This is a genomic window from Mobiluncus sp. (assembly GCF_034180645.1).
Taxonomy (GTDB): domain Bacteria; phylum Actinomycetota; class Actinomycetes; order Actinomycetales; family Actinomycetaceae; genus Mobiluncus.
In genome coordinates, this window is the sequence record NZ_JAXFNY010000004.1 from 33,045 (window position 1) to 57,691 (window position 24,647).

At 56.7% G+C, this 24,647-nt stretch carries 23 protein-coding genes and 1 pseudogene; 10 read left to right on the forward strand and 14 right to left on the reverse strand.

Annotation, left to right across the window (positions count from 1 at the left end; translation table 11 throughout):
• Positions 1-261: 261 nt before the first annotated feature.
• The 4 genes from SPI05_RS01180 to SPI05_RS01195 all read right to left on the reverse strand — a co-directional run bounded on the left by SPI05_RS01180 (position 262) and on the right by SPI05_RS01195 (position 4,448).
• Complete coding sequence (locus SPI05_RS01180) at positions 262-1,164, reverse strand: carbohydrate ABC transporter permease (RefSeq protein WP_321075383.1); 903 nt, start codon at positions 1,162-1,164, stop codon at positions 262-264.
• 1 nt (position 1,165) lies between these two features.
• Positions 1,166-2,131, reverse strand: a complete 966-nt coding sequence (locus SPI05_RS01185) for a sugar ABC transporter permease (RefSeq protein WP_321075384.1) — start codon at positions 2,129-2,131, stop codon at positions 1,166-1,168.
• A 92-nt stretch (positions 2,132-2,223) separates the two neighbouring features.
• Positions 2,224-3,489 carry an extracellular solute-binding protein gene (locus SPI05_RS01190; protein ID WP_321075386.1) on the reverse strand — a complete coding sequence of 422 codons (1,266 nt, stop codon included), beginning with the start codon at positions 3,487-3,489 and terminating at the stop codon, positions 2,224-2,226.
• 173 nt (positions 3,490-3,662) lie between these two features.
• Complete coding sequence (locus tag SPI05_RS01195; protein ID WP_321075388.1) at positions 3,663-4,448, reverse strand: DeoR/GlpR family DNA-binding transcription regulator; 786 nt, start codon at positions 4,446-4,448, stop codon at positions 3,663-3,665.
• 134 nt (positions 4,449-4,582) lie between these two features.
• On the opposite strand from SPI05_RS01195, the gene SPI05_RS01200 reads away from it, so the two are divergent.
• The 4 genes from SPI05_RS01200 to SPI05_RS01215 are packed head-to-tail and all read left to right on the forward strand — an operon-like array spanning position 4,583 to position 8,390.
• Complete coding sequence (locus tag SPI05_RS01200; protein WP_321075391.1) at positions 4,583-5,464, forward strand: sugar isomerase; 882 nt, start codon at positions 4,583-4,585, stop codon at positions 5,462-5,464.
• Positions 5,465-5,503: 39 nt separating this feature from the next.
• The gene (locus SPI05_RS01205; protein WP_321075393.1) at positions 5,504-6,547 is read left to right on the forward strand and encodes an ROK family protein; all 1,044 of its coding nucleotides are present in this window, start codon (positions 5,504-5,506) and stop codon (positions 6,545-6,547) included.
• Between the two features lie 16 nt (positions 6,548-6,563).
• On the forward strand, positions 6,564-7,553 hold the full coding sequence (locus SPI05_RS01210) for a 1-phosphofructokinase family hexose kinase (protein WP_321075395.1): 990 nt from the start codon (positions 6,564-6,566) through the stop codon (positions 7,551-7,553).
• The gene (locus SPI05_RS01215) at positions 7,554-8,390 is read left to right on the forward strand and encodes a class II fructose-bisphosphate aldolase (protein WP_321075396.1); all 837 of its coding nucleotides are present in this window, start codon (positions 7,554-7,556) and stop codon (positions 8,388-8,390) included. It abuts the gene before it with no gap.
• A gap of 51 nt (positions 8,391-8,441) precedes the next feature.
• Here SPI05_RS01215 and SPI05_RS01220 read toward each other — a convergent pair whose 3' ends face one another.
• Positions 8,442-8,579, reverse strand: a complete 138-nt coding sequence (locus tag SPI05_RS01220; protein ID WP_321075397.1) for a hypothetical protein — start codon at positions 8,577-8,579, stop codon at positions 8,442-8,444.
• A 1,172-nt stretch (positions 8,580-9,751) separates the two neighbouring features.
• Here SPI05_RS01220 and SPI05_RS01225 point away from each other — a divergent pair.
• Positions 9,752-10,396, forward strand: coding sequence for a hypothetical protein (locus SPI05_RS01225; protein ID WP_321075399.1), 645 nt, complete (start codon positions 9,752-9,754; stop codon positions 10,394-10,396).
• A gap of 94 nt (positions 10,397-10,490) precedes the next feature.
• Here the strand turns inward: SPI05_RS01225 and SPI05_RS01230 are convergent, their stop codons facing one another.
• The 4 genes from SPI05_RS01230 to SPI05_RS01245 form a co-directional block, all read right to left on the reverse strand.
• Positions 10,491-11,456, reverse strand: coding sequence for an aldose 1-epimerase family protein (locus tag SPI05_RS01230; protein ID WP_321075401.1), 966 nt, complete (start codon positions 11,454-11,456; stop codon positions 10,491-10,493).
• Positions 11,457-11,561: 105 nt separating this feature from the next.
• Entirely contained in the window at positions 11,562-11,726 is a 165-nt protein-coding gene (locus tag SPI05_RS01235; RefSeq protein ID WP_321075403.1) for a hypothetical protein, read from the reverse strand.
• A 44-nt stretch (positions 11,727-11,770) separates the two neighbouring features.
• A complete protein-coding gene (locus tag SPI05_RS01240) occupies positions 11,771-13,444 on the reverse strand; it encodes an FAD-dependent oxidoreductase (protein WP_321075405.1) in 1,674 nt (557 codons plus the stop codon).
• Positions 13,445-13,619: 175 nt separating this feature from the next.
• Positions 13,620-14,534 carry a 1,4-dihydroxy-2-naphthoate polyprenyltransferase gene (locus SPI05_RS01245; protein WP_321075407.1) on the reverse strand — a complete coding sequence of 305 codons (915 nt, stop codon included), beginning with the start codon at positions 14,532-14,534 and terminating at the stop codon, positions 13,620-13,622.
• A gap of 372 nt (positions 14,535-14,906) precedes the next feature.
• Here SPI05_RS01245 and SPI05_RS01250 point away from each other — a divergent pair, with 372 nt between their 5' ends.
• From SPI05_RS01250 to SPI05_RS01265, 5 genes and pseudogenes are all read left to right on the forward strand, one after another.
• Entirely contained in the window at positions 14,907-16,421 is a 1,515-nt protein-coding gene (locus SPI05_RS01250; RefSeq protein WP_321075409.1) for a DNA repair protein RadA, read from the forward strand.
• A gap of 75 nt (positions 16,422-16,496) precedes the next feature.
• Positions 16,497-16,694, forward strand: a complete 198-nt coding sequence (locus SPI05_RS01255) for a hypothetical protein (RefSeq protein ID WP_321075410.1) — start codon at positions 16,497-16,499, stop codon at positions 16,692-16,694.
• 38 nt (positions 16,695-16,732) lie between these two features.
• Positions 16,733-16,789: pseudogene (locus tag SPI05_RS08975) on the forward strand (hypothetical protein); the annotation flags it as partial.
• Positions 16,790-17,089, forward strand: a complete 300-nt coding sequence (locus SPI05_RS01260; protein ID WP_321075411.1) for a cell wall-binding repeat-containing protein — start codon at positions 16,790-16,792, stop codon at positions 17,087-17,089.
• Between the two features lie 59 nt (positions 17,090-17,148).
• Positions 17,149-17,640 carry a CAP domain-containing protein gene (locus SPI05_RS01265; RefSeq protein WP_321075413.1) on the forward strand — a complete coding sequence of 164 codons (492 nt, stop codon included), beginning with the start codon at positions 17,149-17,151 and terminating at the stop codon, positions 17,638-17,640.
• Between the two features lie 125 nt (positions 17,641-17,765).
• On the opposite strand, the gene SPI05_RS01270 is transcribed toward SPI05_RS01265, so the two are convergent.
• The 5 genes from SPI05_RS01270 to typA all read right to left on the reverse strand — a co-directional run bounded on the left by SPI05_RS01270 (position 17,766) and on the right by typA (position 24,601).
• Entirely contained in the window at positions 17,766-18,728 is a 963-nt protein-coding gene (locus tag SPI05_RS01270; protein WP_321075415.1) for a DapH/DapD/GlmU-related protein, read from the reverse strand.
• 104 nt (positions 18,729-18,832) lie between these two features.
• Entirely contained in the window at positions 18,833-20,137 is a 1,305-nt protein-coding gene (locus tag SPI05_RS01275) for a citrate synthase (RefSeq protein WP_307742369.1), read from the reverse strand.
• A 248-nt stretch (positions 20,138-20,385) separates the two neighbouring features.
• Complete coding sequence (gene fdxA, locus SPI05_RS01280; protein ID WP_282920975.1) at positions 20,386-20,709, reverse strand: ferredoxin; 324 nt, start codon at positions 20,707-20,709, stop codon at positions 20,386-20,388.
• 39 nt (positions 20,710-20,748) lie between these two features.
• On the reverse strand, positions 20,749-22,641 hold the full coding sequence (locus SPI05_RS01285) for a VanW family protein (protein ID WP_321075420.1): 1,893 nt from the start codon (positions 22,639-22,641) through the stop codon (positions 20,749-20,751).
• Positions 22,642-22,681: 40 nt separating this feature from the next.
• On the reverse strand, positions 22,682-24,601 hold the full coding sequence (gene typA / locus SPI05_RS01290) for a translational GTPase TypA (protein WP_321075422.1): 1,920 nt from the start codon (positions 24,599-24,601) through the stop codon (positions 22,682-22,684).
• Between the last annotated feature and the right edge of the window lie 46 nt (positions 24,602-24,647).

A 24,647-nucleotide genomic window follows, 5' to 3' on the forward strand; every position in this document is an offset into this window, starting at 1 on the left:
ATAGGTTACCCTCTGCTTTTGCGCGAAAAGTCGCGTCAACGAGGGTCTCCCCTTCCACCTTGAAAATCTCGATGCGCTCCGGCGTTTGAACATCTCGTCCCTCGCTGTACCTGCCGTGATATTGCCGGCGCATACTTACGCAATATCAACGGTTCTAGGTCGCCTCGGACAAAGAACACGCGAGTATCTACTCTATAACTTTTGCGTGCTGTAAGCAATTTTCCGCTGTTAAATCCTGGCAGAGCGACCCCGCCAGCAAAGCTACTTAATGCTGCCGGAAGTAAGACCACCAATCAGACGCTTCTCGATGAGGGCAAACATGATAATGACCGGCACAATCGCGATTACGGATGTTGTAAACATGTACTGCCATTCACGCACGTAAAGCCCCAAGAAACGCGGCATTGCCACCGTCAAAGGTTGCAACTCGGGCTTTTGCACCAACACGAAAGCCGCTGCGTACTCGTTCCAGGTATTAATGAACACGAATACGACCGCGGTAACGATACCAGGCCACACCAGAGGCAACGAGATTTTAAACATGGTTTGGAGACGTCCCAAGCCATCCATCAAAGCGGCTTCATCCACTTCCTTGGGTACTGAAGAGAAAAACGCCTGCATAATCCAGATTGCGAAAGACAGGTTAAAAGCCCCGTTGATGAGGATTAGCGCCACCCACACGACTTGTCCTTGCCAGCTGGAAAACTCCTGGTAGAGGCCGACCGCCAACACGGTAGGCTGGAGCATCTGGGTGCACAGTACCAGGAACAGGAAGGGCATCCGCCCGGGGAAACGGAACCGAGCCACATAGTAGGCCGCGGGGGTCGCCACCAACAGCACCAGGAGTGTCGCCCCGATGGCGATGACGGCCGTGGCCAAAAGCGATTTGCCTACGTTTACCGCGGGGAAGGACCACACCGTTAGGTAGTTGCTCAGTTCCAGTTTGGAAGGCAGGTAGTCCGGTGGGATTTTCCGTACGTCGCCGCGAGTCTTAACCGAAGTCACAAACATTAACGCGTAGGGAAATAGGAAGAACAACACAATCAGCAGCGCCCCGACAATCGTCATGACCATGCCCGCGGGACGGCGTTTACGGCGGGTCGCTGGGGTAGCTTCAGAAGCTGCCTTGGCCGGTTCAGAATGTTTGGTCAGAGGGGTACTCATGTTACTCCACCTCCTTCGTCGGCTTCACAGATATGAGATAGATGGCAATAATCACCAGGCAGAACATGAAGTTCAGGACAGACAGCGCACTCGAGACGCCCGGGCCGAGCTGTGCCTTGTACTGGAAGATCAAGGTTGTGGTGGTGTGGGCGGAGTGATAGCCAGGGGATTCCACCAAGATCTGCAAAATAGGCAGGGAGTTAAATACGTTGATGATGTTTATCAAAGCAGCGGTGGCGACAGCGGGGCGCAACATGGGGAACACTATCAGCCAATAGCGCTGGAAGGAGTTGGCACCGTCTACTCGAGAAGCCTCCAGAATGTCTTTCGGGACGGACTGCAGTCCCGCCAGGATGGTGTACGTCGTAAAGGGTAACGACACGTAGATGGCCACAAAAACTGCGACCCAGAAAGCCGCCGTGGGATTTTCCGTGAAAGCATAGGCTTTTTGCAAGATGCCCGTGTCTACAAAAAACCGGTTGAACAGACCATATTCTGAGTCAAGGCCGTAGTTAAAGGCGGTGGTCGTCATCACCACAGAACACGCCCACGGGAGAATCACGAAGAGTCGCACCAGCTTGCGACCGGGGAAGTCCTTGTTGAGGAACTGCGCCAACCCCAAGGAAACTAGCACTGTCACCGTCACGACTACGACCACCCACAGGGTGGTGTTGAGTAGCACCTGGCCAATGTGCACAGAGGGATACGTCAGCGCCCCGGCTTTACCGACATAGTTGTCCCAACCTGTAAACCCTTTGTTTACCCCATACTTGTTGAATTTAATGAATGAATAGTAGATGAGCAGGATAGTCGGGTAAATCACAACCCCGATAATCAGCAGAAGAGTCGGCGCCAGCCACGGTATAGCGGCTACAGTTTCCAACCACCGGCTCTTTTTCGCTTTTGGCTCAGTTTGGATGCGCAACTGGGTCTTGACGTTCTGTTCCACACTGGGCGCACTTTTCATATCGACGAGATTCCTCTATACAAAGCGGGTTTTTATCGGGGCTGTAGAGGTGACAGTAGCCACCTCTACAGCCCCGTTTTCAAGCGTTCACGTCAGGACTCGGCATCGACCTGGGATTGAATCGCATCCAGCACAGCGGCTGGTTCTTGAGCGGTCAGTTTCCCGGCAGTAGACTGCAGGGCTCCTTGCAGCGTATCCCACTGCGGGTTGCCCACTGGCAGGAACCTTACGGTACTCAGCGCTTCGTAGAACTTCTTGTCGATGGGGCCGGCTTCGGACTTGCCTTGCTCAATGATGCTCTCCGTCACTGGAAGCAACCCGGAGGGGGCATACCAGTTCTGGTACATCGCGTCCGAGTAGAACAAGTCAAGGAATCCCTTAGTAGCCTGCTTGCGGGCGTCATCGCCATTGTCAAAAGCGAGGATGAAGTCCGTCACTCCGATTGCCACACCCTTGCCATCCTTGGAGGGAATCGGGGCGATATCGTACTTAATGTCGGGGTAGTCCTCCTCTGTTACGCTCAATAGACCAGAGTGGGCCATCATCATGGCCACCTTGCCGTTGTTGAACAGGTCGGCGACATCTTGACGGTTGGACGTGCCGGCGTTGGGTTGGGTGCAGCCTTTATCGATGAGCTTCTTCATCTCGGTGAAAGCCTCCACGGCTTTATCACTCTTGGCTTTCAACGTATCACCCTCGGACCAGTCACCACCGGCTCCCCACAGCCACAGTGAGGACTCAACCTGAGCTTCCTCTCGGCCTAGAGGCATACCGTAGGGGTACACATCCGGGGAAACAGCTTTAATCTTGTCGCAGGCTTGCTCCAGTTCGTCCCATGTAGCGGGAACCGCCGTGATGCCGGCTTTTTCAAAAATGCCGGTGTTGTAGGCCATCATGCGGGAGGAGGCCACGTCGGGGACGACCCATTGAGTTCCGTCCGCCCCTACACCGTTCTTCAGAAGGGCGGGTTCAATCGTATTCAACACGTCCTCGCTCATGACTTCTGTAATGGGGTAGAGCAGTTCGCCGTCGGCTGCGGACGCAAAGTTATTGTCGTTCAAAATGTCGGGTAAGTCCTTGGCTTGTACACGAGCCTGCACCTTGGAGGAGAAATCGTCCCAACCTTCAATTTGCAGCTCAACCTTGACCTTCGGATAGGTCTTGTTGTATTCAGCAATAATGTTCTCCCAGTCCGTCTTGGTCGAGGAGGCGTACGAAGGAGCCAGAATTTTAATAGTGGTTTCCAAGTTAGCCGGATCCGCTGCAGCACTGCCTGAGCCGGAGTCAGAACCTGCACATCCTGCTAAAGCGAGCGCCGCGATTGCTGCTACTGCGCTAATTTTTACGATGCCTTTCACGAGCTTTCCTTTCCATTGTTGTAAGTTGTCAGCTCACGGTGGTAACCGAGGTAGTTTTTCCGCACTGTCTCAGGCGAAAAGGTGGACTTCATTGAACACCTGCAACAAAGAATATGATTTTTCTAATCATTTTGGTGCGTTTTAAACAAATTATTCTATTTGCCGGCCCGTTCCTAGACAGTCAAAACCGTGATACCTTGGCTTTCCAAGACTTCTAAAGTTTGCGAATCGACACTGTCTGTGAGGATTTCGTCAATCGGTTCAAAGTCACAAATCCGGGCAGTCCCCAACGCGGAGAATTTGGAGCTATCTGCCACCACGGTGACTCGTTGCGCGGAACGGAGAAAATCAGCGTTGGTCTCCGCTTCCAGCAAGTCATCATTGAACAAACCACGTTTCACGTCAATACTGACCACCGCCAAAAACATCCGCGACATCGCCAAATTGTCCAGCACCAGTCCAGACATATTACCCACGACTTCATAAGAGCAAGGGCGTAGCGTCCCGCCCACTACTATGACTTTGATTTGTGGTCGTAGCGCTAGCTCATTGGCGATATTGATAGCGTTCGTCACGACTGTTATCCCGTGACGTTGAAACCCGGGATCTTTCGAAACACGCAGCGCCAATTCGCGCGAAACTTCCGTGGTGGTGGTTCCCCCGTTCAAGCCGATAACATCCCCCGGTTTCACCAATTTGGCGGCAGTTTTCGCCAGACGCTGCTTGACTCGCCCACTATTCACCGGGCGATACCGCAAGGGCAGGTCCCCGGATAGGGGGTTGGCCACCGCTCCCCCACGAACCCGGGTAACCATCTGTTGGGATGCCAACCTGTCCAGATCGCGACGTGCAGTGGCTGGGGATACACCCAGGAGAGTTTCGATGTCCTCTACCTGAATCGAGCCGTTTTCGAGCACGAAATCAAGGATTTTGGTCAGCCGTAATGATTGATGGGCCATGCGCTTTCCCTCCTGATTGATTTAAAATGTCTATAATATGAAATTTAAATCAGTTTCAAACAATTTGTGTCACCTTGCGTGGTATTTTTGTTTCTGAACAATGTAGCCGATTTTATTAGGGAGAACACACCGCCATGAGTATCACCGCTGAGGAAATTGCTAGCCAACCCCAAACCTGGAAACAGGCCATTGACATGCTCGCTTCCCTGGACCCCAAGTTTTTCCCCGATAAGGGCAAAAGTGTTGCCATGATTGGCTGTGGTACTTCCTGGTTCATGGCGCAGGCATACTGCCGAGCGCGGGAAGTCGCCGGACACGGAGTCTCCGATGCTTTCACCGCTACCGAATTCCCCCTGACACGCCACTATGACATGGTCATTACCCTGTCTCGTTCGGGCACCACCACGGAGATTATCGATATTCTCAAAGCCTTGCATGGCAAGGTTCCCACCCGCTTAATTACCGCCGTCGGCAATGGTCCCGCCACACCCTTTACCGACATGGAACTAGTTTTAGACTTCGCGGATGAAACGTCGGTAGTGCAAACGCGTTTCGCCACCACGGCTCTGGCTTTGCTGCGCGCCAGTCTCGGAGAGGACTTGACGAAAGCTATTGCGGATTGCGCCGCGGCAGTGAATGCGGAAATTCCCGCAGCTTTCGTAACCGCCGACCAATTCACCTTCCTCGGCACCGGCTGGACTTACGGACTCGCCAACGAAGCCGCCCTAAAGATGCGCGAAGCCTCACAATCCTGGACCGAGTCCTATCCCGCGATGGAATACCGCCACGGGCCGATTTCCATTGCCGAACCGAACCGCATTACCTGGATTTTTGGCTCTGTCCCCGAGGGGATGGAGGCGCAAATCGCCGCTACCGGTGCCACTTTGGTCCACCACGACTACGATCCGATGGCCTCCCTGGTGCTGCTGCAACGCGTCGCTGTGGCGCGCGCGGAACACCGGGGTCTGAATCCAGACACCCCGCGTCACCTGACTCGTTCAGTGATTCTGTCCTAGTTACGCACCTAAATAATCCTCGCGTCTTTGGAGGGACAGATGCCACCCGATGAGCTTCCGACACCAAAAACCGGTTCTGCACCGGTGTACACGCTGGCCTTTGATGTGGGGGGAACGGACACGAAAGTTGCTTTCGTGTCTAACAGCGGTTCGCTGGTGACGCTGCCGACCCTAACTACCTCTACCGGCGGCGCTGTTGGTCTGATTGACCAAATTGCTGGTCAGTATAGTCAGATTCAACAGGCTTTGCACCGCGGTGAAATACGTCGCCCTGACGGCAAAGCTGTGACCGCTGAGCAAGTTTGCGGTGTTGTCGGCGTGGGTGTTCCCGGAGTAATGGTGGAAGACACCGGCATGACCATCACTTCAGCCAACCTTGGCTGGGGGAGTTTTCCCATGCGCGACCGATTAGGTGAAGCCTTGGGCGCTCCGATTGCGTTGGGACATGACGTTCGTTCCGGTGCCTTGGGCGAAGCCTTATTTACCGGACGTCAGGAGTGTTTTTTTGTCGCTATCGGAACCGGCATTTCGGCAGGGATTGTCCTCAACGGACGAGTACTGAACCGGAGTGGGAGCTCTGGCGAGATTGGCCAGGTTCTACTTCCCAATCCCGATTTGAATTATCTGGAAAAGGCCGCCGCGCCAGTTTCCACTCAGGCAACTCGCCTCCCCCTGGAACGGATTGCTTCTGCCGAATATACCGCCCGACGCTACGCCCTTTTGAAAGGTATTTCCCCGCAAACGGCCCACCCCACGTCCAAGGATGTGTTCCTGAGGGAACGGGAAGGAGACGAATGTGCTCATCACGTAATCGAAACCGCCACGCAGGCATTGGGGGCAGTCTTGGCTGCCAGCCTGGCGACCTTGGGAAATCTTGATGTCATCGTAGGCGGAGGACAATCTAAGGAAGGACCCACCTACCTTGAACGACTCCGCCAGGCTACGTTATCGCACCTCGTGAACCTGCCTGAACCGCACTTCTCGCTGTCCAACTTTGGGTCGCAGGCACAACTGTTAGGTATTGCGGCGCAAGCCTTTGCCAAAGCCCAAGTTCCGATTATCCCCGCGGCTCGCCCGTCATAAGTTTGGAAAGACTCAGATGCCTCAGCTCATTACTTTCACTCCCAACCCTGCTTTGGACATCACTTACACAGTGGACGCCCTCAAGATCGGTTCAACACATCGGGTCGAGGACTTCGTTTACCGTGCCGGAGGAAAGGGCATTAATACAGCTTCAGTCCTGGCTCAAATGGGGTATCCCACCCTCGCAGTTGGATTTTTTTCCAGCCCGGAATACCTTGCCGACCTGGAAAAACGGAAACTAGAGTGGCACGGAAAGTTTAGTTTTCTACCCTTGCCCATGCCGTTCCCAAACCGCCAATCCGTAGCTATCGTGGCTGACGGAGACGCCACGGTATTCAACGAGGCAGGCCCGAACTATGGCACTATGAACCCCAAAGACGTTACTCAGCATTGGGAACAGGCGTGGCTGCAAGCACTCGAGCTGGACTGGGCGACCCCGAATGCTTTCGTCAGCATTAACGGGTCTTTTGCCCAGGGCAGTCCCAAGGGGATGCTCGGACGTCTAATCACCGGTTTGCATGACTTAGGCTGTTGGGTGATGGTGGATACTTCCGGGCAGTTTCTCTTAGAGGCCGCTCAGGCAGGCGCGGATTGCCTGAAACCGAATGCGGCGGAACTGCGTGAGGCCACCGGTATTGCTGAGTTGCCCGCGGCGGCGCGTTCTTTGCTATCTCTGGGAGCTCGCTCCTTGCTGATTTCCGCTGGAAGTGACGGGCTGGCCTACGTGGAGCATCCCGCCGCGCCTGTGCACACCGCCTCGCTACAGGTCGAGTGGGCCGTCCCCGGGATGACTTTGGAGGGCAATCCTACTGGAGCGGGAGATGCGGCGGTAGCTGGATTCCTGTCCGGCATGTCCGAAAACTTGCCAACACACGAGGCTCTCGGGCGCGCGGTGTCTTGGTCGGCTGCCGCGGTTCCGGCGGCAGTTGCTGGCGTGGTGGAAACAGATATGGTGGCAACAATTGCCGCTAAAATGACCTTTCAAACTGAAGAATGGAGTGCATAAATGCTGTGCGATATACGTAAACTCGCTGCTGAGGCCGCCTCGGCCGGAGTCGGTCTGGGAGCTTTCAACGTGGTGCTGCTGGAACATGGCGAAGCCCAAATCGCCGCGGCAGAAGCGGTCAACCTACCGGTGATTCTGCAGCTGTCCCAAAACGCTGTTAAGTACCATCATGGCTGGCTGGAACCCATCGGCTGCGCCGTGCTAAAGCTAGCCGAGCAGGCAAAAGTCCCGGTGGTAGCGCACCTCGATCACGCTGAGGACCTCGACCTGTGCCGCGCGGCAGTCGATTTGGGCTTTACCTCGATTATGTATGACGGCTCCAAACTGCCGGATGCGCAAAACCGTGACACCACCGCGCAGATTACCCAGTGGTGTCACGACCGTGGCGTGAGTGTCGAGGCCGAACTGGGCGAGGTCGGTGGAAAAAATGGAGTCCACGACCCTAGCGCACGCACCAACCCAGAGGACGCCGCAAAGTTCGTGGCAGACACCGGCGTGGACTTGCTGGCGGTAGCAGTGGGGTCGTCACACGCGATGACCTCGCGCGATGCCACGTTGGACACGGATCTGATTTCTGCCATTAAACAGGCCGTTCCGGTTCCGCTGGTTCTGCACGGTTCTTCCGGGGTTTCTGACGAAGGAATGCGCGCCGCTATTACCGCAGGTATGACCAAGATTAACGTCTCTACGCACCTGAACGTGGTCTATACCGCAGAAGTTCGTAAGGACTTGGCGCAAGGCCCCGATTTGGTCGACCCCCGCAAGTATTCTCGTAACGGTAACACCGCATTGCAAGCGGAAGTGGAACGTCTGCTTCTCTGGTATTCGGGGAAATAAACCCCGCTAGATGCTGAAATTCCGGGAAGGAATCGTCAGGATACCCGTCAGCTAACCGTTTATCGCGCGTAGCCCGAAAGTGAAGGTTTCCGGTTTCCCTGGTTCCAGTACCAGTACGTCCTGGTTGCGGTTCAGGGCGTTAGGCGGGCAGGTCATCGGCTCCACCATTATGAGAGTGATGTAACACATCTAGCTCCGTGATATAGTGTTGGTATTAATCTTGAAACTGCAAGGAGGCTTATACGCTTACTAACAAGGCTATATTTGCTGCTATTTCTCTTCTTGCACTAAGCACCTCGGGATTCGACAGCGTTGCCACTTCTCAAAATGACAGTGCTCCAATTCTACCCATAAATAGCCGCAGCGAAATGATACGCCCGACCACTCCTCTAACCGAGGTTGATTCAACACTCAGTAGAATCAGTTTCTCCAACCCTGCGCGTCCACAGTCGAGTGCCGTGGTACCTACGAAACCAGTCTATTCACCTTCGAAGTGCACAGGATACACCGACTTGCCGCATAAGAGCGGCAACATGGCATCCGTACACGGTCGTATAACATGCTCAAATAACGTTCAATACCTTAAGACAGTGACATCTCTCTACCGCGAAACTCCGTACGGATTCCAACCGTTGGCTTCCGACGGATCAGAAACTACCGGAAAGAATACAAGCTACGATGCACATCCTCACCAGTCCTGTTCAGGTACTGGAACACACACATATTGGGGTTTTTCTGCACATTTTACAACCGAGAATGGGAAGAATTACTTCGCCAGGACAGGTAATGGTGGCAATAACCGAATCAGTAGATTTTCATGCTAGCTCGGACATTATACTTCACCTCAGTTGCAGCGATTGTAGTTGCTCTGGCATCTTGCACCCTCGGGTCAACAGGTTCTACTTCACGAGATTCGTCACCTGCGGCTCTGGAATATGCTTACGTAGGACCAGATGCACCCCCTACACTCGTTGTAAATGGAAAAGAGATTACACCAGTCGAGTTTCTGTGGTTACCCTATTTCGAGGCACAGATAGGCAACACGGTGACACCTATGGAGGATATACCAGTCGTATCACGAAAGAATCCCACTCTTCTCGAACTGCGGTTTTACAGAATCGCCCCGCCGCCCTCGACTTTAGTTCGTCAGTGTGAGCAAATTTACAAGAAAGAATCAGTTAATCCCAACAAATGCACATACCAAGAATTCGGCATCAATTTACAGGAAGATTGGCAGGTAAAAGACTCCTTCATAGAGCTAAGGCTACCTGTAACAATGAAGTCTAAATACGTGACATTATCTATCTTTTATCCCAATGCAAATGGTTGGGACAAAGCCTCTACTGATAGCCCGATGAACCATGCAAACTATGTATTCATTCTTAAAAGCGATTGACCCGAATCTCGCGCTGCAGTCTAACGACCATCGTACCGGGTATGTATCTGATTTGGTCTTTAAACACTTTGATGCCACTCTGATGCTGCTTCTACCAATAGGAAATATGCAGGACACATTTTCCTGGGCGGACCTCGCCGCGAAACATCATTACTCCTTGGTTGAAGTTTCCCAGAATCCTCAGTTACTCAAAACAATCGATACCGGTTCCAAATTGCACTTCGCCGAGGGCGTAATTAACAGCGAAGTTTACTTATCTCAGCTGACAGCCACGCTCGCGGATTTTTCCGAATACGAATCCTGGCACGGTATATTCTGGAGTGGATACGTCGAATACGCAGAACAGGCTAATCTCATCGGCCCTGTTGATTCGTTCCTACGTCCTGAAGAATACACGCTACGTAAGTTTTCGTCACGTAAACTCACCAGCGCGTTAAATTCTCGCCTGCCATCTCTCCTTTTTAATTCCTCAATTTCGTGCGTATTAACTCAGTCAATCTATTCTGACAGAATCTATGTTTCATGCCATAAAAGAATCGCGTTAGCCCTGTCGGACAAACTGCCTGACGTTCTTCCTGTCACTGCCGAGGATTCGTTACCCAACTTCTGATGCTCTTCTTAAGACGATGTAAATAGAGATAGTTACGATTCCGAAACCTACCATCGGGCTTTCACGGTCGGGTGCGCCAGGTGACGGCTATTCATCAGCGTGCTGCGGCGAGGGAGCGTAGCCCGAAAGTGAAGGTTTCCGGTTTCCCTGGTTCCAGTACCAGTACGTCCTGATTTCGGCTCAGGGCGTTAGGCGGGCAGGTCATCGGCTCGACCGCCAGGGCGCGCCCATCATCAACGCCGGGGAAAGCCTCCTGGTGAGCGGGGTCAGCGGTATAAATCTGGAGCCACCGACACCACGGTCCGGCACTGAGTTCCGTCCCCGAACCGTCCGCCCGGCACAAGGCGGCCCGGACTCGCCCGCCCGGTTCGGGTTGAGCCCGAAAGGCGTGGTCAAGCCACAATCCGTGCAGCGCTACCGGCCGCGCTTGACCCAACACAGTATCCGCGGGGCGCTCCAGACCGGTCGGCAGGTTGCGTGTCGAATCGAGCACGAGATTGTTGCCTACTGAGATGCGCAAGGTGCATTCGTCCAGACTCGCGCCCCCCGCGCTCAGATAGGGATGCCAGCCGAAGCCAAACGGGCAGGGCGTATCGCTGAGGTTGGAAACCCGCAGTTCGCCTCGCAGCCCTTGGGTCGCGTCAACACTCCAGTTCATCACGTATTTGAGTCGCCACGGCCAGCCCGGTTGCGGCGCCATTTCCAGCGCGAGGCGCACCGTCGCGGGGTTGTCGGACGTTTCGGGATCGAGTTCCCAAGGCCGTTCCCTGACGAAACCGTGAATGGCGTTGCGGCGGTCGGGTTCGTTGATTTCGAGCTGATACGTTTCGCCTTGAAACGTGAAATTCCCGCCGTCTACCCGGTTGGGCCACGGCGCCAGCAGACACCCCGCCGCAAACGGAACCGGAGAGACTTGTGACAACCCCTTGTGCGGCACCGGAGGGGTCACTACCAGCGGCTTCCCCGCAAAAGTCAGCGACCACAAGCCCCCACCAAAGGGCGAAATCTGGGCGCGGTATTGACCGGCTCGAAGTTCTAAAAAGTCATTGCTCGAGGTCATACGGTGATTTTAGCAAGGGCGGGGAGGGGGAAACCATTGCCGTTTCTTAACGGCTCCGCACCCTGAGCGCTTCGCTCATTTTCTGCCGCCGGGCGGCAGAAATGCTCAGCGCCCAAAGAAACTCGCGAATAGGGATTGCGGTTTGCGTTTGTCTTCGGGACAGGTACACCACTGGTCGGCCGGGACGCTGGCCTTGACCGCTTCAATGTGTTGGCCACATCCTGTCCAAGTCGTCTTTCCGCAGTTCGCGCACTTTACTGGAGAGCACATGTTATTCCCTTTCCTCTATCCGGAATCGTCTGTTGGAAGCTACGTTACATTTCCAGCACCGCACCGGGGTTGTCAAAGTAATAGGCGAAAACCGTATTGACTCCGCCAGATAATACTTTAGCATTAATCCCTGCGGGTTCCAGAATTCTCTGTGCCAGCCAAGCGTTAGCCCCGCTATCATCGCTCAAGTACACGGTTTCCCCGTCGGCCCAGGAACGCACCTCGTCCAGCCGTGAACGCAGTTCCGTCAAGGGGATACACCTGGAGCCTCGCAAATGTCCGGCATTGAACTCAGGGACGGGGCGCACATCAAGTATTGGCGTGGCAGGGTCGAGGCGAGCCGCTTCCTCGGCGTACCACAGTTTCAGCCGACCGCACAGCACATTTTCCGCCACGTAACCCAGGAAATTGACCGGATCCTTCGCTGCGGAATACGGGGGCGCATACGCCAAATCCAAGTCAATCAAATCGGGGGCGCTCAGCCCAGCCTTAAGCGCTGTGGCAATAACATCGATACGCTTATCCACCCCGTTGCCCCCGATTCCTTGAGCGCCGAGGATTCTTCCGTCCGCGGCCGCAAAATGCAGCATCAGCTGCATCGGTTGAGCACCGGGCAGGAAAGTTCCGTGGTCGGTGGGATGGGTGTGAATAGTGTGGTAGGCGATGCCCCTCGCGTCCAGTTCGGCTCGATTTGCCCCGGTCTGAGCCACAGTCATGGGTCCCACCCGAAAAATCGAGGTAGAGATGGGTTTGGGCAGGGGCCGAGCCGTTTCTGGGTCAGCGATGAAGTCGGCGATAAGCCGAGCCGCGCGGTTGGTCGGACCGGCCAGCGCAACCGGCCGCGCTTGTCCACTCACCCCGGTCTGCTGCGTAACGGCATCACCGCAGGCGAACACGTCAGGCAGGTTCGTGCGTCCATGCTGGTCAATTACTATGAAGCCCCGCTCATCAGCCTTGACCCCGGCTGCCACGAAAGGCTCCGTAGCGGGGGTAACGCCCGCAGCCAGCACAATCAGCCCCACTTCCAGGCACTGCCCGTCCGACAGTTCTGCCAGGTCGTGAGCGGGGAAATGTTGGACCTTGGTGACACGAGTTTTCGCGATGACGTTAATATTGAGCGATTGCAAGGCTCCGGTCACCAGGTGAGCCATCTCCAGGTCCAGCGGAGGCATGACATGGTCACTGCCTTCGACGATTGTCGTGTTGATGCCGCGGTGAGCCAGGGCTTCCGCCGCTTCGATCCCGATGAATCCCCCACCGATTACCAGCGCCGATTTTGCACAATCAGCCAGATCCACAATCCGCTGAGCATCATCAACGGTGCGCAGCGTGTGAACCCGCGGAGAATCCAAGCCCGCAATCGGGGGACGCGCAGCCCTCGCTCCGGGAGAAAGAATCAGCTTGTCGTAGCGTTCCGTGAATTCTTGCCCGTCCGCGCCGCGCACCTGCACGGTTTTCGCGGCCGCCTCCACGCCGATGACCTCGTGGTTTACCCGCACATCCAGGTTCAGTTTCGCTTTCAGGCTCTGGGATGTGTTCAGCAGTAGGCTTTCTCGCGCGGGAATCTCCTGACCAACATAGAAAGGCAAGCCACAGTTAGAAAACGAGGGGTACGCTCCTTTTTCAAACACCACAATTTCTGCTGACTCGTCCAACCTGCGCATCCGCGCCGCGAAGGACAGACCACCCGCAACTCCGCCGACCACTACCAGTTTCATTTCCTCCCCTTTTCTTCGTTTTATTCAGAAGGTTCTCCGGGCGCTTTCCCGGTGAACTCTTGACACTATTAACATAGCATGAGGTGGCGCGTGAGGGTAAGCCGACTACCGCTGACCGCAGCGAGCTGCCGCCCACCCGCGCTTTTGCACGATTCTGAAAAACCGGCAAAAACGGCTAGAGCAGGGCGAACAGCAGACCGAGCAGGCCGCCATAAGCCAGGGTTAAGAAACCGGTGTTACGCAGGGCGACAATCAAGGACCTGCCAGTCTGATGCGCGCGCACCGGACGCATCGTCAGCAAAGCCCCCAGCCACAGCGCCAACTGCACCACAAAACCGCTGCCCCATTGGATAAATCCGCCGGGGAAGATATCCGGCCACGGCACGAACAGCACCACCAGCGACAGCAGCAAAGCGACATAAATTAATAGCTGATAAATGCGCCGCGACCAAGCATCCCCCAAACGTACCGCCAGGGTGATTTTGCCGGATTTCCGATCCGTGGGGATGTCGCGCAAATTATTGACCATCAGCAGAGCACAGGACAACAGCCCCAACCCGCTGGCCAGCGCCCATGACTGCCACGGTAGGACTTGAGCTTGCACCCACAGGGTTCCCTGCACCGCCACCAAACCGAAAAAGACAAAAACCAGTAGCTCAGACAGGCCTACCCCGGCGTAGCCATAGGGGTGCTTGCCCCCGGTATAGAACCAGGCGGCCGCGACTGCCGCCACTCCGGCGCCGATGAGCCACCAGGACTGGGAAACGATGGCGACACTCAGGCCCACAGCGCTGGCTAAGGCGAAACAACTCAGCGCCACCGCCAAGACCTTGCGCGGATTTTCCCCGCCACCGACCAGGCGCGGCGGGCCAACGCGGTATTCATCCGTACCGCGAATCCCGTCTGAATAGTCGTTGGAAAAATTGACCCCGATTTGTAGCAGCAGCGCCACTGCCAAGCAACCCAGGGCCAGCCAAGGATCCATCTTGCCCAGTCCGGCGGCAATGCCGGTGCCGAGCAGGACAGGTGCCGCCGAAGCCGGGAGGGTGCGCAGCCGCGCTCCTTCAATCCAGGCTTGAGCAGTTGCCATCGAGGTTCCTCTCTTTGTAATCGTTGCGCCACCGGGCGTGAGGTTTCGTGCTTTCACGAGGTTCTTCGCCCGGGGTTTCGGCGTGATTCGCCGTAAAAAGTCTAACGCGGTTTTAACCTGAAATTAACCGGTTAATTTGTGGCCCTGGGTGCGGGTTTTCGGAGCACGTGTGGATTATAGAGGGAGAATAGCCGGGTAGCTGCCATTATTGGCAGCTACCCGGCTATTCTCCACCTTTATCCGCAACCCAGCGAGTATCCCCATGATTATCCCGTCCTGTTATCCCCGGGTTCACCGGATATTTGCCTGGAGGTGTTTGCCAGGGCCGAACTCGCGATTTTTCGCATTCGGGGGTTGTGAGACGATGGAGTCATGGCGAAAGAAAAAACGGTTTACGTGTGCTCCAACTGCGGGGAGGAATGGCCCAAATGGGCTGGTCAATGCCGCGGCTGCGGCCAGTGGGGCACCTTGGAAGAAAACGTGGTCCTGGCGAAAAACTCCGCCCGCGTAGCTGCCGGAACCGCGGTGCGCGGTTCCGGCAGCTACGGGCGTCCGGCATCTCCGGCTAAACCTATCGGGCAATATTCCACCGAGAGGGCGGTGCGCCTGCCCACGGGAGTGGGTGAATTCGATCGGGTCCTCAGCGGCGGTATTGTCCCCGGTGCGGTCATCCTGTTGGCTGGAGAGCCCGGAATCGGAAAGTCAACCTTATTGTTAGAGGTCGCCGCCCAGATTGCCCAAGGCACAGTCCCGCCCTCGCCCGACGCTGGAGGGAACTCCCGGCTACGCTTGGTTTCCCCCGATTCACCGAATCCCGCCACTGCGGATGCGGAGGGAAAAACTGTCCTGTACCTTACCGGCGAAGAAACCGCCGAAGCGGTGTTGTCCCGAGCGAAACGTATCGGTGGAGTGGCGGACAACCTTTACCTAGCAGCCGAAACCCAGGTCTCGCAAGCCCTGGCTCAAATCGAGACAATCAGCCCGGATTTAACCATTATCGACTCCATTCAGACCTTGACCGATCCCACTATGGACACGTCTATCGGCGGGCCGGCCCAGGTTCGTGAAGTCGCGGCCCGGCTCATTGACGCGGCCAAAAGCCGACACATGGCACTGGTTCTGGTGGGGCACGTCACCAAGGACGGGGCGGTGGCCGGCCCGCGTACCCTAGAACACCTGGTGGACGTAGTGTGTCAGTTTGAAGGCGAACGAACCGGAGAGCTACGGCTGTTGCGCGCTGTAAAAAACCGCTACGGCCCGACCGACGCGGTCGGTTTCTTTCAAATGGTCGAATCCGGCATCGAAGGCATCGAGGACCCCAGCGGCCTGTTCCTCAGCAAAACGGCCGAGCCGGTGCCCGGGGCCTGCGTGACCATGTCGCTGGAAGGTCGGCGCGCCCTGCCTATAGAGATAGAAGCCCTGGCCACCCCCATTGCGGGCGGTTCCCCGCGGCGCACTGTTTCCGGTCTGGATTACTCACGCACCGCCATGATGCTGGCTGTCCTGCAAGCCCGACTAAAACTGCCTTTCGGTACTTTGGACGCTTACATCTCTACAGTTGGCGGAGCCAGAGCGGTCGAGCCGGCAGTGGACTTGGCAGTTGCGCTCGCGGCGGCCTCTGCGGTGACGGGCCAGGTCATCGACCCTGGTCTGGTGGCTTTCGGGGAAGTCTCGTTGACCGGAGAAATCCGTTCCTGCACCGCGGCATCTCGCCGGGTGGCGGAAGCGGCTCGACTGGGATTCACCGGCGCTATCGTGCCCACCGCCACTACGGGAGGTTTGCAGGCCCCGCGGGGATTCAAGATTCAAGCTGCCGCAAACCTGCGTGAAGCGATGAGCCTGGCCCTACGCCGCACCCCCGCCTCGCCTCCAGACCACGAAATCTGAGTTAAACCGAAACGGAACTTTTCTCACGCACGCCGTGTCACAATGAGTACATCTCGACTACCCAAAGGGCATAATATGACCCGAAAACGTTTCGTTGTCACAGTATGTGCCCTCGCTATGGCGGGAGCATCTACCATCACCTGCGCCGCCGCTAACGCTGAGGGCTTCAACCAGCTCGCGGGCACTAACCGTTACGAAACCTCCGTAGCGATTTCTCGCCACGCCTACCCCAGTTCAGCGGAAAATGTTTCCTGGCACGCGGCGATGTTTTAGCCGATGCTCTCTCGGCAGGATTCCTGCCGGGCGGCCCGATTGTTCTGGTCAATCCCCGCGGCAACAACGATGCTGCCACCCAGTATGTAGCAGGTTTGAAAGTCAGCGGCAAAGTCATTGCCTTGGGCGGGCCGGGCGCCGTGTCCGCGGAGGTGCTTGCCGAAATTGCCCAAGGGGCAGACACCGACCGCTTGCAGGGTGAGAACCGCTACGCCACCTCCCTGGCTATCGCCAACTACGCTTTCCCCGGTCACAAGGGGAACTTCTACGTGGCTCGCGGTGACGTGTTGGCTGATTCAGTTTCCAGGGGGAGCGCTCCAGGACGGTCCCATCATCCTGTCCTCCACCATGCCGAACCCGGGAATGAATATCGCCGCTGGTTACGTGCAAAATAACGCGACTTCTCCCATTTTCTTAGGCGGTAGCATCTGGGATCCGCAGGTCATGCAGATGATTGCCAGCGGCACCGGATACACTCAGTCGGCTCAGCCCGCTCAACCAGAGGCAGCAACCAAAGAATCCAGGTAATGCGGCCGGTTCCGCGGAGCAAGCCGCCGCCCAGGAAGAAGCGGATATCCATGCCGGCATTACTGCCCGGCGCGCCCAGGACGGCATCGCGCCTCTGACTCGCGACCCCGCTATGGATGCCCTCGCCCGCGTCTGGTCGCAGCATATGGCTCAAACCGGCGAATTCGAGCATTCCAATAATGCCCCGAACGGCATCCGCTCGATTCTCGTCTCGAAGTGCATGGGAGTAGGCGAAAACATTGACTGGCACATGGGCTTCTTCCCCGCTGGTCAGGGCGGCAGCAAGCACGTCACCAACTGGATTCACTCGGCCGGGCACTTCGCGAACCTGATGAACGCCGGCTTCACCACCACCGGTATCGGGGTGTGGTTCGACGGGCCGAATTCGTCCTACGCGACCCAGATGTTCTGCCGGTAAAGGCTTCCTGGACAGGCAAAACACCTAACTTAATCAATTTTTTCTAACTTAATAAACTTTTTGGGGCTGGCGCACGCCAGCCCCAAAAAGCATTAATCCCAAAACAGCACCAAACTGGCGGATTCTCAGTCAGAGAACTCGATAGCTGTGCCGCTGCGAGACACGGCCTCGACACGGCCCGTCTGCGAGTTGCGGCGGAACACGGCGTGGGAAACCCCTGCCAGTTCCTCGGCCAACATCGTCTTTGGCTCGATAAAGAACCCGGTATCACCAGGCATAACACCGCCGGAAGGCATGTAGTAAACCTTGGTGTCGCTGTTCAAATACAGACCGCCTTCAATATCGCAGTCGTCTCCCAGCGGAACCGCCAGACCGGAGTTCGCCCCCATGTGACAGTCCTTACCCAAGGACACCCGCTTGTGAATTCCCACCGCCAAAGTACCCGCGGTGGAGGCACCACCAGCCAGAGTCGTGCCTTCGTCCACGGTCACGCCCTGAGACAAACGTCCCTCAATCCGGGCCGCGCCCAAGGTTCCCGCGTTATAGTTCACGAACCCGGTGTAGCCAATCTCGGTACCCGGATGCAGGTAAGCCCCCAACCGCACGTTTTCGGTATTGGCAATCCGCACCCCGTCCGGGGTCACGTAGGTGGTCATCCGGGGAATCCGATCCACGCAACGGATGTTGGCGCCGATGCCGTACTTGGTCATCAGGCGCAGACGGGTTTCCTCAAAGTTCTCGTAATCACAAGCCCCCCGGCTGGTCCACGCCACCAGGTTCAGCTTGTCAAACAAGCCTTCCAGACTCAAGGTGTTGGGTTTCACCATCCGCCATGACAGGGCGTGCAAACGCAAGTAGCCATCGGGAGCGCTTTGGACATCGTCCTCCAAATCGGCACTCACGGTGATGACCTTGTTAATAATCAGGCGGGCATCGTCCTTGCCCTCCAGGTGCGCCAGCTTCGCGGTCAGCTCTTTTGCCTTCGCCTCGTCCACGTCGCCCTCGAAAATGTAAGGGTACCAAGTGTCCAACGACTTTCCGCTCTCAGTTTCGGCCGTCAGGCCCACACCCCAAACTTTCTTAACCATGTTTTCCTTCTCTCTAGTTGTCAACGCTGTTGTCTCGCCCACCGGCGTCGGGACGCGTCAGGCGGCGCGGTCAACCGGACAGGGCAGGGAGACGTAAAAGTCGATTACTTGGCAGACCGAGAACGCAGATTCTCGTAGTGACGCTCGGCGTGGCCGATGTAAACCTGACGCGGGCGAGCAATCTTGGTCGCCGGATCGGCAATCATCTCACGGTACTGGGCAATCCAGCCCGGCAGACGGCCCACCGCGAACAACGGGGTAAACATCTTCATCGGGAAGCCCATCGCACGGTAAATCAAGCCAGTGTAAAAGTCCACGTTCGGGTACAGGTTACGGGAAACGAAGTAATCATCGCTCAACGCGATACCTTCCAGCTCCAGCGCCAGATCCAGCAGCTTGTCGGCCTTGCCCAGACGGCTCAACACTTCGTGAGCGGATTCTTTCACGATGGCGGCACGCGGGTCGTAAGCCTTGTATACGCGATGGCCGAAGCCCATCAGCTTGATGCCGTCCTCTTTATTCTTGACCTTATCGACGAAGGTCTTAACCGACATATCCGTATCTCGCAGCTGAATCAGCATGCGCAACACCGCCTCGTTCGCCCCACCGTGCAGCGGACCAGCCAACGCGCCTACTCCGGAAGCCACCGAAGTGTACAGGTTCGCGTGAGATGAGCCCACAAAACGCACCGTCGAGGTCGAGCAGTTCTGTTCGTGGTCGGCGTGCAGGATAAACAGGCGGTCCAAAGCACGAACCATCGCCGGATCAATATCAAAGGACTGGTAGGGTAGCCCGAAACACATGCGGATAAAGTCCTCGGTCAAGTCCCGAGACGCGTCCGGGTACAGCTGAGGCAGGCCGGCGGCGCGCTTCGCGATGGTTGCGACCATGACGGAGAGCTTGGCCAGCAGTTGAATCGTGGCTTCTTCAAGCTGTTCAGGTTCGAGGGGGTTCAAAGTGTCCTCGTAGTAGGTCGCCAGACCGGCAACGCCTGCCTGCAGGATTGACATGGGGTGACCATTCGAGGGGAAGGCCGTAAAGAACGCCTTAAAGTCCTCGGGCAACAGACGGTTGCGCTTGATTTTGTGGGTGAAGGTTTCCAGGGACTTCGCGTCGGGCAGGTCACCATAAATCAAGAGGTAGGCGACCTCTACGAAACTGGATTCCCGAGCCAGTTCCTCAATCGGGTAGCCGCGGTAACGCAGCACCCCGTTAGCGCCGTCAATGTAGGTAATCTTGGATTCGCAGTTGGCGGTATTACCGAAACCGTAGTCCAAAGTGACGTTGCCAGTACTGCTCAACAGTTTGTTGATTTCAAGACCGTTGTTGCCTTGCGTGGCCTGATGAAAAGGGGTATCCAATCGCTTCTGGTCAGACTGGATAAAGTACTCTCCGTTATTCTCACCCATGAGATTCCTCCTCGATGATTTTTATTTTCATATAAGCGCTGGTCCGGCAGCATTGCCAGGCTGGGGGGCTTTGGGACTTAAGTCCCTAGGACTATAGTACTCCCGTTACCCGCGTTTCGTCCAATAGTTTTTGGCGTCAATAATTTAAATAAAAATCACCGGGGCGGTGCAGATTCGCTCTGCACCGTACTGTACGTTGAGGAGGCGTTCAGTCAAGCCTCACAAAGGCACCGCTCCCAGTGCCGGAATCAACCCTGGGGAGGTAGCGCGGCCACCATCGGGTCGTCCTTGTCGACCTTGCCCACCACCGAGGCCCCGCCAGGGGTCGGGTTATCAAAATCAGCAAAAAAGTCTCGATTGGCCCGCAAGAAGTCCGTCCACGGCGCGGGCAAGTCGTCCTCGTAATAGATTGCCTGCGGCGGGCACACCGGCTCGCAAGCTCCGCAATCCACGCATTCCAGCGGGTTGATGTACAGAGTGCGTTCTCCCTCATAAATGCAGTCGACCGGGCATTCGTCGACACAAGCCTTGTCTTTCACGTCCACACAGGGTTGAGCTATCACGTAAGTCATGAATCTATCCTACCCCGTGTCGTCAGGTTCGCCTGTCGGCTAGTCGTCTGTGCTTGGGGACGCAGCTGCGGCTTCACGAGCTTTTTGTGCGGCCAAATCTTTCGCACACACCACCGCATTATCCGGCGCGTAGGTGTGAGTGTAGGTCTTGGAATCGACCTTTTTCCCATCCAAGTAGCGGGTACGCGTGTTGCTGACGGTAAAACCGGGCTGACCCGCCCCAGATGGAACGCACTTGGACCAATTGTTGATGGTCTGTTTCGGCTGCACATAGTTCGTCCGCGGACTTTGCGTTGACTCCACGGTGTAGTACTTGGTGCCCCAGATACGCATATGCAGCTGCCCCCCGCCGGTCCATCCCTGCAGCACCACAGCCGTTGGATTCGGGTTTTTCCACTTCAAATCCAGGGAACCGGTCCACAAGGTACATTCGCGTCCGGCCGGATAGCGGGTGAAGTAAACCCCATGAGGATTGAACTCAATCAAATCCATTCCCGCAAACCAAGCCGCATTCAAGGCTGTGACGCACATCTGGGACAAACCACCGCCGATGGCTGTGGTGTGCACACCGTTTTCAAAGACCCCCGAAGCTCGCCAACCATTCTCGGGCGTCAACGGCCCCAAGTCACGTTCCAGGGAAAAGTCCTGTTTCGGGAGATACATTTTCCCAGTCAGAATCTGGGCCGCCCTGGTCAGATTACTGGTCCGCACGCTGTCGGCAGTCAGCGGGGTGGCAAACTCCCCAATAATCTCTTTTACTCCGGCTTTATTGGCGTCATCGGTGGAGAACTGGGGAGGAATCGGGGTCAAATCGAGACTGACCTCACGGTTTTCCGTCGAAGTTGCTCCCAAGGTCACCCGGTCGGCCAATTCTTTCGGATCGAGTTTGGTCCCGTCCACGGATGCCACCACCTGGGGAGTTCCGGAACTAAAACTGAAACGAGCGTTAACCGGCTCGGTTTCCAAGCCCTTGGTGCTTCCCAAGGTGAATTTCTTGAGTTTCTCCCCGTCAAAACTAGCTTTCAGCTCCTCGCCGCGCAGAGACCAAGTGACGTCCTGGCACAGTTCAGCAGTGGGAATTTCCAGGCTTTGCCCGCCGACGTTGAGCTTCACCGGGGCACTCATCAGGATTTTCGCCTCACCCTCGGTGGCGGCGTCCAACTGGGCCTGGGTGGATTTCGGGGCACTAGACTTGCCCGGAAGTTTCAGGGGGTCCCCTTGCTTCCACCACGATGTTTGCAGCAGGGCGGTGGCGGCTTTCAGATTCAACTCGCGTCCCGGACTGGGCTTGACCGGCTTTAGCTGACCCGCCTGACAATTAAAATCAGCTTCCTGCGGCGCGGACTTTAGATCCGCGGCCGCCGCGGAAACGGCTTTATAAAGCGCTTTTTCATCAATCTTCGATTTCAGGTCCAGCGCGCCAGCACCACCGATATGAGCAATTATCTTGACTGGGTTCAAGGAGAAATCGGCGACCTCATGCACGGAAGAGGCGAAATCGGGCTGCAGTCCCGCCACAGCCGGATCGATGTTCGCCGTCTTGGCGCCCAGCTTCACCGGGAACGGCTGCTTCAGCTTGTCTCCCAAATCGGAATCGAGCTTCTTAATGGCGGCATCGGGCGTAATTCCCCCGACAGAAACCCCCACGATTGACGACCCTCGGGGCATGCTGCCCGACACGGCTACGGCCACCCCCACGTAGGTCAAAGCTAAAACCCCAATGGCTGCGCCGATAAACACGGGAAACTTGCCGCTGCGTTTCTTGTCCTGCGCAAAACCGGGGAACATTTCAGTGGCGTTGGTAGTCCGCGCCCCACCCGGCGCTTTTCCTGCCGGTCTAGCGGGCAGGGGAACGGGGCGAGGCGTGGCAGGACGCGCCCCTTTAGGGGAGGCACCTGGCCTCGCACCTTTATTCACGTCTGGTTTGCCCATCGAATCTCCCCGCGGTGTCCGCTCTTGGTTTTCCGCCGAGTTACTGCTCGCGGCGGCGACGCGCCGCATCTTTGTAGCGTGTTTCCGTATCTAAGATTACCTTACGAATCCGCACAGCTTCAGGAGTTACCTCGACGCATTCATCATTCCCGGCAAATTCCAGGCTTTCCTCTAGGGTAAAGTTCATCGGCGGGGTCAGACCTTCAAAAGCGTCCTGGGTGGAGGAACGCATGTTGGTCTGCTGTTTTTCCTTGGTAACGTTGACAATCATGTCATCGCCACGCGGGTTCTCACCGACGACCTGGCCTTCGTAGACCTGCGAGCCGGGCTGAATGATGAAGCTGCCGCGCTCCTGCAGTTTAATCATGGCGTAAGGGCTGGCTTTCCCGGCGCGATCCGCGATAAGCGAGCCGGTCGCCCGCCCCTCAATCTCGCCTTGCCACGGCGCCCAACCGGAACTGACCGAGGAGGCAATCCCAGTGCCGCGCGTCTCGGTCAAAAACCGCGTCCGAAAACCAATCAAACCGCGGCTCGGCACGGTAAATTCCAGACGCACCCAGCCGGTTCCGTGGTTGGTCATCGTGTTCATCTGACCTTTACGTGCCGCCAGTAGCTGCGTCACCGTTCCCAAGTGTTCTTCCGGGACGTCCACGGTCAGGGCCTCCATCGGCTCCATCAGCTTGCCGTTTTCTGTCTTGGTCACGACCTGCGGTTTACCGGCGGTCACTTCGTAGCCTTCCCGGCGCATCTGTTCGACCAAGATTGCCAAAGCCAGCTCGCCACGGCCCTGCACCTCCCAGGCGTCCGGGCGCCCGATATCCACAATCCGCAGGGACACGTTACCTACCAGTTCCCGCTCCAAACGATCCTTGACCTGGCGTGCGGTAACTTTTGCATCTTTCACCCGCCCGGCAAACGGAGAAGTATTGATGCCAATCATCATGGAAATCGCCGGTTCGTCCACCCGAATCAGCGGGAGGGGACGCGGGTCGTCCACGTCAACCAGGGACTCGCCGATGGTGATGTCCTCGATACCGGCCACCGCGACAATATCCCCGTATTTTGCCGACTCGGCAGGGACCCGTTCCAGGCCGTGCGTGGCCAGCAGCTGGGTAATCTTCACAGTTTCCACCATGCCGTCCTGGCGAGCCCAACCGACTGTCTGACCTTGCCGGATGGTTCCGTTGTGAATCCGCAGCAGCGCCAGGCGGCCCAGGAATTGAGACGCATCGAGGTTCGTGACGTGCGCCTGTAGCGGTGCCTCCGGATCGTAGGTGGGTCCGGGAATATGTTGCAAAATGGCTTCAAACAGGCATTCCAGGTCGCCATCAGGAACATTGCCGTTGCCGGGATTCGTCAGAGACGCCGCCCCGACCTTTGCCGAAGCGTAGATAATCGGCAGGTCCAGCAGCTGATCCAGGTCCAGACCGTCCTCACCGAGTTCCCCGCTGGCTTCCAAGTCAGTGGCCAGCGTCAGCAACAGGTCGGTCGCTTCGGAAACGACTTCGTCGATACGCGCATCGGGGCGGTCAACCTTATTAATAACCAACACGACCGGCAGTCGCGCCGCCAACGCCTTGCGCAACACGAAACGAGTCTGGGGCAGGGGACCTTCTGAGGCATCCACCAACAGCACCACCCCGTCAACCATCGACAGACCGCGCTCGACCTCCCCGCCAAAATCGGCGTGACCGGGGGTATCGACCACGTTGATGGTGACGCCCTGGGGACACCCGCTATCCACGGCTGCCGGACCGGAATACTTGACCGCCGTGTTCTTTGCCAGGATAGTGATGCCTTTTTCGCGCTCCAGGTCGCCCGAATCCATGACCCGTTCCGGGCCGTCCGCCCGGAGTCCCTCGGCGTGAGCCTGTTTCAACATGGCGTCGACCAGGGTCGTTTTCCCGTGATCAACGTGCGCGACGATGGCGACATTTCGGATATCTTGACGCTGTGCCATAAACCCTTTTCTGTAGTTACCGGTTTTCCTAAAACAACGTCCTATT